Raw genomic sequence first — 9,553 nt, forward strand, 5'->3', positions numbered from 1 at the left:
TCATGATGAACCCTGTTCCATGGCTCCAGATGACAAACATGATCTCATATCAGGGACTTGTTCGCACCTTCCCTAGCCTGATAAGTTCGCAGCAGTTTGTCGCTAATCTGGTGGTTGAGCATATGTTCGATCTCCAGCGGACTGGCTCCCAACTCGATGCCACAACAGTTCTTCATGCAAATGAACTAATGGATGGCCTCCACGTTAGCATTCATCCCCGCCAGACCTGGGGTGACTATCGCTGCCAGTGCCGGGGTCCATCCCCACCGCAGTGGTGAGCGATGGTTACTGCACCTGATCCCAAACTATTCCGGTGCCAAACTATCACTGTGCAAGTGCACTGGTCTGGTACGCAATGGCAGTTGCTCACCATCAGCAATGCCGGGGACTGGCCCACCATGAACCAGACACTCGATGAGATTTGCATTGACCCCAAACGCAGTTGCTTCTGACGCGGCCAGGCAGGACCGCTGCCGCTCACCGAGCAGCCTCGGGAGCTGTATTGTGTGCTGCCGTTCATACCCAGCCAAGGGGCGAATGTTAAGACTGAGACTGAGGTGGGGGGATGGCGGCATGTGAAGGATGCAACTAGCGGGGGGAATGGGGCCAATCTTGGTGCCATCTGGATTTTGTTAAATCATCAGACCCAGCAATGGCGCACCTTGCAGGCGACTATCACAAAGTTATCATCTCGTTGTTATAGTCGGCAGGTCTTTGCCTGCCGTGGTGATATAGGCCGGGGTCGGTGGCGCCCCGGCGGCTGGATCCCGCATCGTATTCACGCCGGTGGGGCTCAACCGGCCGGTTTCTGGGCCATCACATGGATGTAGCGCCCCAGGGAAACAAAGGGCTCCTGGCGGCAATATTGCTGCTCCATGGCCAGCAGGTCCTCGAACTTCTCGACCTGATCCTGCTTGTGGCGCATGTAGTCGTGGATGACACGCACCCCGGTCTTGCCGATGATCCGCAATCCCCCCCGGCCTATCCAGTCATAGACCTGCTCCGGCAACTGGGGATTGGTGGGTGTCAGGGCGGTCTGGCGTTTCTTGCGAAGGCCCAGGCGCACATAGTCAAAATTGCCCACCACCAGGCTCTGGAACAGGAGGCCGTGACGATTGTAAAAAAGCAGCGACAGTATGCCCCCTGCCTTGACGAAAGGGAACAGACCCAGCAAGGTCTGGCGCGGCTCGGCGAGCCACTCCAGTACCGCGTGACAGAGCACCAGATCGAAGGTGCCGGTCACCTGGTGCTTGAGATCCTGAATGGGGCAATGGATGAGACGAATTCTGTCTTCCAAGCCCTTCTGGGCGATCTGCTCCCGGGCCAGATCCAGCATTTCTGCCGACAAATCGCACAGCTCCACCTGATGGCCCATGGCCGCCAGTTTCTGGGCGAAGTAGCCAAAGCCGCCGCCGGCATCCAGGATGCGCAGCGGCCGGTTGCCCAGGCGCGCCAGGCAGGCTTCGATGTCACTCCAGACAATGGTGGTGCGAATGCGCCCCTTGGTGGAGTCGTAAATGTTGCGAGCGAACTTGTCCGCGCGCCCGTCAAAACTCTGATCTTGCTTCAAGACACACTCATCTTCGACCGCCCCGCCATGAGGGCCGCAGGAGGAACCACACAGGATTGGGCCACAGGAAAAAAGAGGGGTATTCTGTCACATCCCGAATTTGCTGAAAACTCAAGGACGTGTCTGTCGTGTTCGAGCTCAACTTCTTTGTCATCAAGAAATGGCTGGGCCATCTGTTGATGCCGCTCCCCTTCTCTCTCTCCTTGTTGGTGCTGGCGCTCGTGCTGCTCTGGTTCACCCGCTTTCAAAAAAGCGGCAGGCTGCTGGCGACCCTCTCCTTGGTGATCATCGCCCTGATGGGGACGCGGCCGGTGAGCTACGAGCTGGCCCGCAGCCTGGAGCAGACCTATCCCCCCTTCGAGGTGAGCCAGCATCCTGACATCCAGGCCATCGTCGTGCTGGGCAACGGTCATGTGAGCGATCCGGCCATCCCAGAGCGCGCCTGGCAAAACAACATCTCCCTGGCGCGCACCCTGGAAGGGGTTCGCCTGGCTCTGGCCTATCCAGAGGCCGAGCTGGTTTTCTCCGGCGCAGTGGCCGGGGATCCCCTGTCGAACGCCGAGGTCAACGCCCGCATGGCGGCCAGCCTTGGCATCCCGCGTGCGCGCATGACGTTGTTTGAAAACAACAAAGACACCCATGACGAGGTGGTCAGCATCGCCGCCCACCTCAACGGCAAGCGGGTGGCGCTGGTGAGTTCGGCCACCCACCTGCCCCGGGCCATGGCTCTCTATCGCAGTCAGGGACTCGATGCGGTGCCGGCTCCCACCGATTACACCGCCAAGCAGAGTCAGGAGCTGCAACCCCTCTACAGCTACCTCCCCAAGGGGCGTTATCTGATGTATTCCGAGGCTGCCATTCACGAGTGGATTGGGGTATGGTGGGCCGGTTTGCGTGGGCAGGTCACCGAGTGAGCAATCGCGCCTTGCATTCCTGATTTGGATCAGGAAAGCGAAAAAAAATTACGTCATTTGCCGCCGGGTCAGCTATCTTGGGCTCGGTTCAATTCATATAATGTTGCGCAATCAAATGCCTAGGAGATATAGAAGATGAGACAGCACCTGGTAATGGGTAACTGGAAACTGAACGGCACCAAGGCTTCTGTAGAAGCCCTGATCAAAGGACTGACCCCGGCCGCTGCCGCTCATCCTTCCGTGCAAGTGGCCGTCTGCCCGCCGGTTATCTTTTTGGGTCTGGTTGAACAGCTGACCGCCGGCAGCAAGATCGCCTACGGTGCCCAGAACGCCGACGTTCACGAGTCCGGCGCCTTCACCGGCGAAAACGCCCCCTCCATGCTCAAAGCCTTCGGCTGCACCTACTCCCTGGTCGGTCACAGCGAGCGTCGTACCCTGCACGCAGAGACCGACGATGTGGTGGCTGCCAAGTACGAAGCCATCCAAAAGGGCGGCCTGATCCCCGTGCTGTGCATCGGTGAAACCCTGGCCCAGTTCGAAGCCGGTACCACCAACCAAGTGGTCGAGACCCAGCTCAAGGCCGTGATCGATCGCTGCGGCATCGCCTCCTTCGAGAACGCCGTCATCGCTTACGAGCCGGTATGGGCCATCGGCACTGGCAAGACCGCCACCCCGGAGATCGCACAATCCGTGCATGCTCACATCCGTCAATACCTGGCCGGTTTTGATGCAGCCGTGGCTGCCAAGGTACAGATCCTGTACGGCGGCTCCGTGACTGGCGCCACCGCTGCCGACCTGTTCGGCCAGCCGGACATCGACGGTGGCCTGGTGGGTGGCGCGTCCCTGAAAGTGGACGACTTCTCCCAGATCATCGCTGGCGCCGCCAAGTAAGCGCCAAGCAAAGAGGGGCCCCGCCCCTCTTTGCATATCGCTTTCCTATGGACCCTCTCGCCATAGGAAAGCCGATATAGTAAAAGCGGCCAGCCGTATTATTCAGAATCTTGATTTTCGACAACTCAGATCCAGAGGCACTCATGACCAAACAAATCAAACGTATTGGTGTTTTGACCAGTGGTGGTGACGCACCGGGTATGAACGCAGCCATCCGCGCCGTGGTGCGCGCCGGTCTGCATCATGGCCTGGAAGTTTACGGCATCTATGATGGCTACCTCGGTCTGCACCAGGACCGTATCGTCAAGCTCGAGCGTCACAGCGTCTCAGACGTCGTGAACCGTGGCGGTACATTCCTCGGCTCCGCCCGTTTCCCCGCCTTCAAGGATCCGAAAGTCCGTGCCGAAGCGGTCGAAAACCTGAAGAAACACGGCATCGACGCCCTGGTGGTCATCGGCGGTGACGGCTCCTACATGGGTGCCAAGAAGCTGACCGAAGAGGGCTTCCCCTGCATCGGCCTGCCGGGCACCATCGACAACGACATCGCCGGTACCGACTTCACCATCGGCTTTGACACCGCCCTGAACGTGGTCGTGGACGCCATCGACCGCCTGCGCGACACCTGCAGCTCCCACCACCGCATCTCCGTGGTCGAGATCATGGGCCGCCACTGCGGCGATCTGGCCATGTCTGCCGCCGTTGCCGGTGGTGCCGAATACGTGATCGTGCCGGAAGTGGCCTTCGACAAGGAGAAGCTGCTGCAACAGATCAAGGAAGGGGAAGCCAAGGGCAAGAAGCACGCCATCATCACCATCTGCGAGCACGTCACCGACGTCAACGCCCTGGCGAAAGACATCGAGGCCATGACCGGCCGCGAAACCCGCGCCACCATCCTGGGTCACATCCAGCGTGGCGGTTCTCCTACTGCCCGTGACCGTATCATGTCCAGCCGCATGGGTGCCTTCGCCGTCGAGCAACTGCTGGCAGGCCAGGGTGGCCGCTGCGTCGGCATTCAGGGCAACGAGATGGTGCACCACGACATCATCGACTGCATCGAGAACCTGAAGCGCCCGTTCAACCAGGAGCTGTACGATCTCTCCACCACCCTGTTCTAAGGGCTGTGGTCTGACAAAAAACCCTCCTCTGGAGGGTTTTTTTATGCGGGCTCCTCACCCCCTACTCCCCCTGCGGGGGCCCGACTATCCACTGGCCACTATCGCCATGTCTTACCCCTAGCCCGGCGGCCCTGAGCCTCTGACCCCACGACCTTCTCCTTTACTTCTTTCCCCCGCTTTTCTGCTTGCTCACCTTGTTCGCGACGGGTCTGGATAAAGGCCTCGGTGCCGCAGTGCCACGGCCCTGCGCCAGGCCTCCCCCGTCCTTCATCCCATCACACTGGCACCATATAGCAACCCGGGTGGCCGACGATATCGCCCGCTTCCCCTGCGCGCGGGCCCAGTGGCTCGTCCCCCCAAGAAAACAGCGAAAAACGGGGCTTCCGGCCACCCAAGGCCCCATGAAGATCGAACCCCTATTTTCCCGCCTTCCCCCTTTCCTTACATGCTCCTTTGACGGCCGTTTTGTCGTTTTTCCGTACTCTTTTTGCTCCCATCCTGTTTGGGATGAGCAGAAAATTGAGCCTTCATCGGATAACCCTGGCTGGCAACAGCCTTGCAGACTGGGATTGGGACACGCGTCGTGAGAAAACATGACATGGGATGACAAAACCTGGCTATCGGCCACCAACTTCCCTATGACGACATCAATTGGCACATCCCGCAGGCCATTTTGATGCCGAAAATTGGAGATCACCACAAAGACCCCAATCGGAACCACAAAGAAAAGAGTCACAAGAACAACGTAACTCAATGTATTTAAAGACTTTAAATGCATCCACTTTCACTGGCATCACCATAAAACCCTTCTCAGGACAAAAAACGTCCTTAAACTTGGGAAAATGCGGCCATATTTCACCACTAAACCATTTTTGCCCCATAATTACATTTTTCGTTGTTTTATCGTTCTGTTGTGGTATCTTGGTTCCATCATGAGCCAACCAAGGGAGATAAAATCATGAAAGAGTTCGTAGTTACCGCCGTTTTCACCGTGTTTTTCACTCTGGTTGCCGTCTCCATGCCGTCGCTGGCACAGCTCTAAGTCGGTCAATCAGCCATCTGCCACCTCTGCACCAGAGGGGCGGTTCAAAAAACAGACTGCAATATGGGTTTTTGACGTGCTCTGGCAAAGGATGATGCCAAGCCATCATTGAGTGCGATCTGCGCACACAAAACGACCTCGTCGACATCCATGCCATCTTTCAAGGGGAGCCCGGGCTCCCCTTGTCGCATCTCCCCCTGCGGGATTTACTCTTGCCCCCCTGCCCGTCACAATGGCCGCTGGATTTGCCACGCAGGAACCACCATGACTCAGGATGCCTTGCGCCACTGGCGCCGCGACCTTCATCGTCACCCCGAAGCCGCCTGGTGTGAATTTCGCACCACCACCCTCATCGCCCAACACCTCAGTGAACTCGGTTTCTCCATCATGCTGGGGGATCAACTGCTCGCCAGCACCCTCATCATGGGACGGGAAATAGACGTCGAGGCCCAGAAGGCCCGCGCCCTGCAACAGGGGGCGCATCCGGAGTGGCTGACGCGGATCGACGCACTCACCGGCGTGATGGGACTCTGGGAGAGCGGGCGCCCCGGCCCCACCCTGGCGTTTCGCTTCGATATCGATGCGGTGGAGGTCGAAGAGAGCCAGGAGGCGTCACACCTGCCCGGCCAGGGAGGCTGGCACTCCGCCAACCCGGGCTGGATGCACGCCTGTGCCCACGACGGTCACACCGCCATCGGGCTGGTGCTGGCCGAGCGGATCGCGGCCCTCGCCGATCGCCTCACTGGCCGCATCAAGCTCTTCTTCCAGCCGGCTGAAGAGGGCTGCCGAGGCGGCAAGGCGCTCGCGGCAGGGGGGCAGCTCGACGACGTGGACGCTCTGCTGGCACTGCACATCGGCATTCACGCGAGCAGCGGTGAGCTGGTGGTCAACCCCACCGAGTTTCTCTGTTCAACCAAATTCGACGTGGAGTTCATGGGGCAAGCCGCCCATGCGGGGCTCGAGCCCAACGCGGGCCACAATGCCCTGGCAGCGGCCTGCATGGCCACCACCGCCATGCTCGGCATTCCCCGCCATCGGGACGGCATGACCCGCATCAACGTGGGGCAGCTCAACGGCGGCAGTGGACGCAACGTCATCCCGGGCCATGCCCGCCTGATGGGGGAGACCCGTGGCGCGACGCCGGCCCTCAACGACTACATGTTCAATCAGGTGCAGCAGATTGTGGAGGGGGCGGCCCTGATGCAGGGCGCGACCTACCACATTCGCAAACAGGGGGAAGCGATCGGCATCGAGAACAGCCCAGCCCTCATCGAGGAAATCGTGCCTCTCGCACAGGGGAATTCCCTTGATACCATCCACACCCGCCGCTTCGGGGCCAGCGAGGATGCCGGTTTCCTCATCGAGCGGGTACAGCAGCACGGCGGCGAGGCCGCCTATCTCATCCTGGGAGCCAACCTCGCGGCCCCCCACCATCATCCGGAGTTCGACTTCGACGAAGCCGTGCTGGCCCCCGGAGTGGCCTTGCTGGAGGCCTGGCTGCTCGCCCGCCTCGGCCGCTAGCAGACGCCGGATGCAAACAAGGCAGCCCATGGGCTGCCTTGTTTTTTTACACCCTTGCGGGCATAGGGGACCTACTCTCCCAGCACGATCGCGCAGAGATGGGCGAAGTGGTGGATTTCGTGGGTCGCCTCGCACGGACCTGTCTCCCGTCCCGGGTTGTACCAGCAGGTGGCAAGCCCCTGGGCGGCGGCACCGGCGATATCGGTCTTGGGATTGTCCCCCACCATCAACACCCGCGCCGGGCTCGGCTGACCCATCTGCGCCAGGGCATGCTGGAAGATGGCCGCCGCCGGCTTGGTCACCTGCACCTCGTCAGAGATAACGAGAGGCTCAAACCAGCTGTTCCAGCCCAGTTTGTCGAGGCGCCCGCGCTGGGGCAGGCTGAAGCCGTTGGTGATGATCCCCATTCTGACCTTGCTCTTCAGGGCCTGCAGGGTCTCCTCCACCCCCTCCAGCGGCACGCTCAGGGCGATGATCTGCTGCAGGAAGGTCTCGTTCATCGCCATGGGCGCCACGTTGACCTGCTCGGCAAAGAGCGAAAAACGGGTCTGCTGCAGGTGGGTGGCGTCAATCTCCCCTGAGTTGTACTGCTGCCAGAGCCGCTGGTTGAGGGCATGGTACTCCGCCATCTTGGGGGGAGTCGGCGCCACGCCGTAGATCTGCAGGGTCCGCTCCAGCGCCCTGGCGACCGGAAAATCGAGCAGGGTTTCGTCCAGATCGAACAGCACCCAGTCATAACTTGCTTGTTTCACGCTTGTCCTTATTGATTGTGCTTGGCCACGTTGTCATGCGTCGGGCGCACCCATCCCCAGAGGGCTGTCGAGCAGGGTCAGGGTCAGCCTGACACCAAAGCCGGTTACCTCGCTGCCCACCACGCCATTGCCCCCCTTGTTGCGAAAACCACTCAGGTCGAGGTGCAACCAGGGAAGCTCGGCGGGCACGAAGCGCGTGAGAAAACGGGCGGCATCGATGTGATCCGGGGAGGCGCCCGGCGCGCACTGTAACAGATCGGCCCACTCGCTATCGAGGTTGTCATCGTAATCCTCGTCCAGGGGGAAGGGCCAGACTCGCTCCCCGCTCTGCTGTCCCAGCGCTATCAGCGTGGTGAGCCACTCGGGGCGGTTGGTGAAGGCGCCGCTGTAACGGCTGCCGAGCGCCCGTTTGCAGGCGCCGGTCAGGGTGGCGTAGTCGATCAGCAAGTCGGGTTTGTCCCCGGCCGCCAGGGTCAGGGCATCCGCCAGCACCATGCGACCCTCGGCATCGGTGTCCACCACTTCGATGGTGGTGCCGTTCAGCGCAGTCACCACCTCACCGGGCCGGAAGGCCTGCGGGCCGATGTGGTTCTCAGCGATGGCGAGCCAGCAGTGCACCTCAATGGGGAGTTTCGCCCGGCTGATGGCCAGCAGTGTGCCAAGGGCCACCGCGCTGCCCCCCATGTCCAGGTGCATGCCATACATGCTGCCACCGACTTTCAGGTTGTAGCCACCGGAGTCGTGGCAGATCCCCTTGCCCACCAGCGCGACGCGGCGCACCGGGTTGGCCGGACAGTAACTGAGCCTGACGATGGCGGCCTGACCGTCCGCCGAACCACGGGCCACCGCCAGGAAGGCGCCAGCCCCCTTCTGTGCCAGGGTCGTCTCATCAAACTCCTGCCACTGCCACCCCTCCTGCTGCGCCAGCTCCCGGGCATAGGCCCGGTAATGACGGGCATTGAGCTCGGACGCTGGCAGCACCGCCAGGTGGCGAGCCAGACCATTGCCTTCGGTTTCTGCGCTCAGGCGGGCCATGTCCAGCTCGCAAGGGGGGGAAAGTTGCAACTGCTGATAACCCGGTCTTGTCGCCTCACTTCGTTTCTGGGTCGGCAGGGTCACATCGGCGGCGAGCAGGCAGGCGAGCACCACCCTTGCCAGTTGCGCGCGATGCTCATCGTCAAAGCCCTCCAGATGGAGCGCCAGGTGCGTCGCCTTGAGGCCCGCCAGCGAGCCCACCCAGCTGCGCACCTGCTTGTAGAGCCGATGATCCAGGACCGGGCGGGCATCCATGAAGATCACCCGTTGCAGCCCCTGACTGTCGTCAAGGGAATAGGGGGCCTTCTGACCCAGGGCTATCTGGGTTGCCACGGCGGCAAAGGGAGGCGTCGCCAGCAGGGTATCGCGCGCTGAGTCGGCAATGAGCAGGAGTTTGACGGCAGCCGACCCTGCCATTACTTCGGCGAGGGAGGTGTTCTGCATCGTGATTTGGGGAGAAGAATAGCTAAAAGGGGTCATCACAGGGTGCGGCCTCATCCATGAACAGAAAGCAGGATGATACCGAACAAATGGCGAGAGGGATCGGAAAAACACACATTATTGTGTGCAAGCAACAGATGCTGGAGGTAATCAGAGAGGTAATGCAGAAGAAAATCAGTCAGAAGTTGGTTGCGGGGGCCGGATTTGAACCGACGACCTTCGGGTTATGAGCCCGACGAGCTACCGAGCTGCTCCACCCCGCGTCCGAATTG

At 60.7% G+C, this 9,553-nt stretch carries 7 protein-coding genes and 1 tRNA gene; 4 read left to right on the forward strand and 4 right to left on the reverse strand.

Annotated features, from left to right (window positions below):
* Positions 1-793 precede the first annotated feature (793 nt).
* Positions 794-1,570 carry a tRNA uridine 5-oxyacetic acid(34) methyltransferase CmoM gene (cmoM, locus tag OKB81_RS08220; RefSeq protein ID WP_039040723.1) on the reverse strand — a complete coding sequence of 259 codons (777 nt, stop codon included), beginning with the start codon at positions 1,568-1,570 and terminating at the stop codon, positions 794-796.
* Between the two features lie 128 nt (positions 1,571-1,698).
* Here cmoM and elyC point away from each other — a divergent pair, with 128 nt between their 5' ends.
* From elyC to OKB81_RS08240, 4 genes are all read left to right on the forward strand, one after another.
* The gene (gene elyC, locus OKB81_RS08225) at positions 1,699-2,484 is read left to right on the forward strand and encodes an envelope biogenesis factor ElyC (RefSeq protein ID WP_270805201.1); all 786 of its coding nucleotides are present in this window, start codon (positions 1,699-1,701) and stop codon (positions 2,482-2,484) included.
* A 135-nt stretch (positions 2,485-2,619) separates the two neighbouring features.
* Positions 2,620-3,375 carry a triose-phosphate isomerase gene (gene tpiA, locus OKB81_RS08230; RefSeq protein WP_029314576.1) on the forward strand — a complete coding sequence of 252 codons (756 nt, stop codon included), beginning with the start codon at positions 2,620-2,622 and terminating at the stop codon, positions 3,373-3,375.
* 143 nt (positions 3,376-3,518) lie between these two features.
* Positions 3,519-4,490, forward strand: a complete 972-nt coding sequence (gene pfkA, locus OKB81_RS08235; protein ID WP_010674852.1) for a 6-phosphofructokinase — start codon at positions 3,519-3,521, stop codon at positions 4,488-4,490.
* Between the two features lie 1,306 nt (positions 4,491-5,796).
* The gene (locus OKB81_RS08240; protein WP_160837396.1) at positions 5,797-7,053 is read left to right on the forward strand and encodes an amidohydrolase; all 1,257 of its coding nucleotides are present in this window, start codon (positions 5,797-5,799) and stop codon (positions 7,051-7,053) included.
* 71 nt (positions 7,054-7,124) lie between these two features.
* Here the strand turns inward: OKB81_RS08240 and yjjG are convergent, their stop codons facing one another.
* From yjjG to OKB81_RS08255, 3 genes are all read right to left on the reverse strand, one after another.
* Positions 7,125-7,805 carry a pyrimidine 5'-nucleotidase gene (yjjG, locus tag OKB81_RS08245; protein WP_010674855.1) on the reverse strand — a complete coding sequence of 227 codons (681 nt, stop codon included), beginning with the start codon at positions 7,803-7,805 and terminating at the stop codon, positions 7,125-7,127.
* Between the two features lie 33 nt (positions 7,806-7,838).
* Positions 7,839-9,323, reverse strand: coding sequence for a M17 family metallopeptidase (locus OKB81_RS08250; RefSeq protein WP_160837398.1), 1,485 nt, complete (start codon positions 9,321-9,323; stop codon positions 7,839-7,841).
* Between the two features lie 144 nt (positions 9,324-9,467).
* Positions 9,468-9,544 (reverse strand) — tRNA-Met (locus tag OKB81_RS08255).
* Between the last annotated feature and the right edge of the window lie 9 nt (positions 9,545-9,553).

The organism is Aeromonas sp. QDB56, assembly GCF_027705505.1.
Taxonomy (GTDB): Bacteria; Pseudomonadota; Gammaproteobacteria; order Enterobacterales; family Aeromonadaceae; genus Aeromonas; species Aeromonas caviae.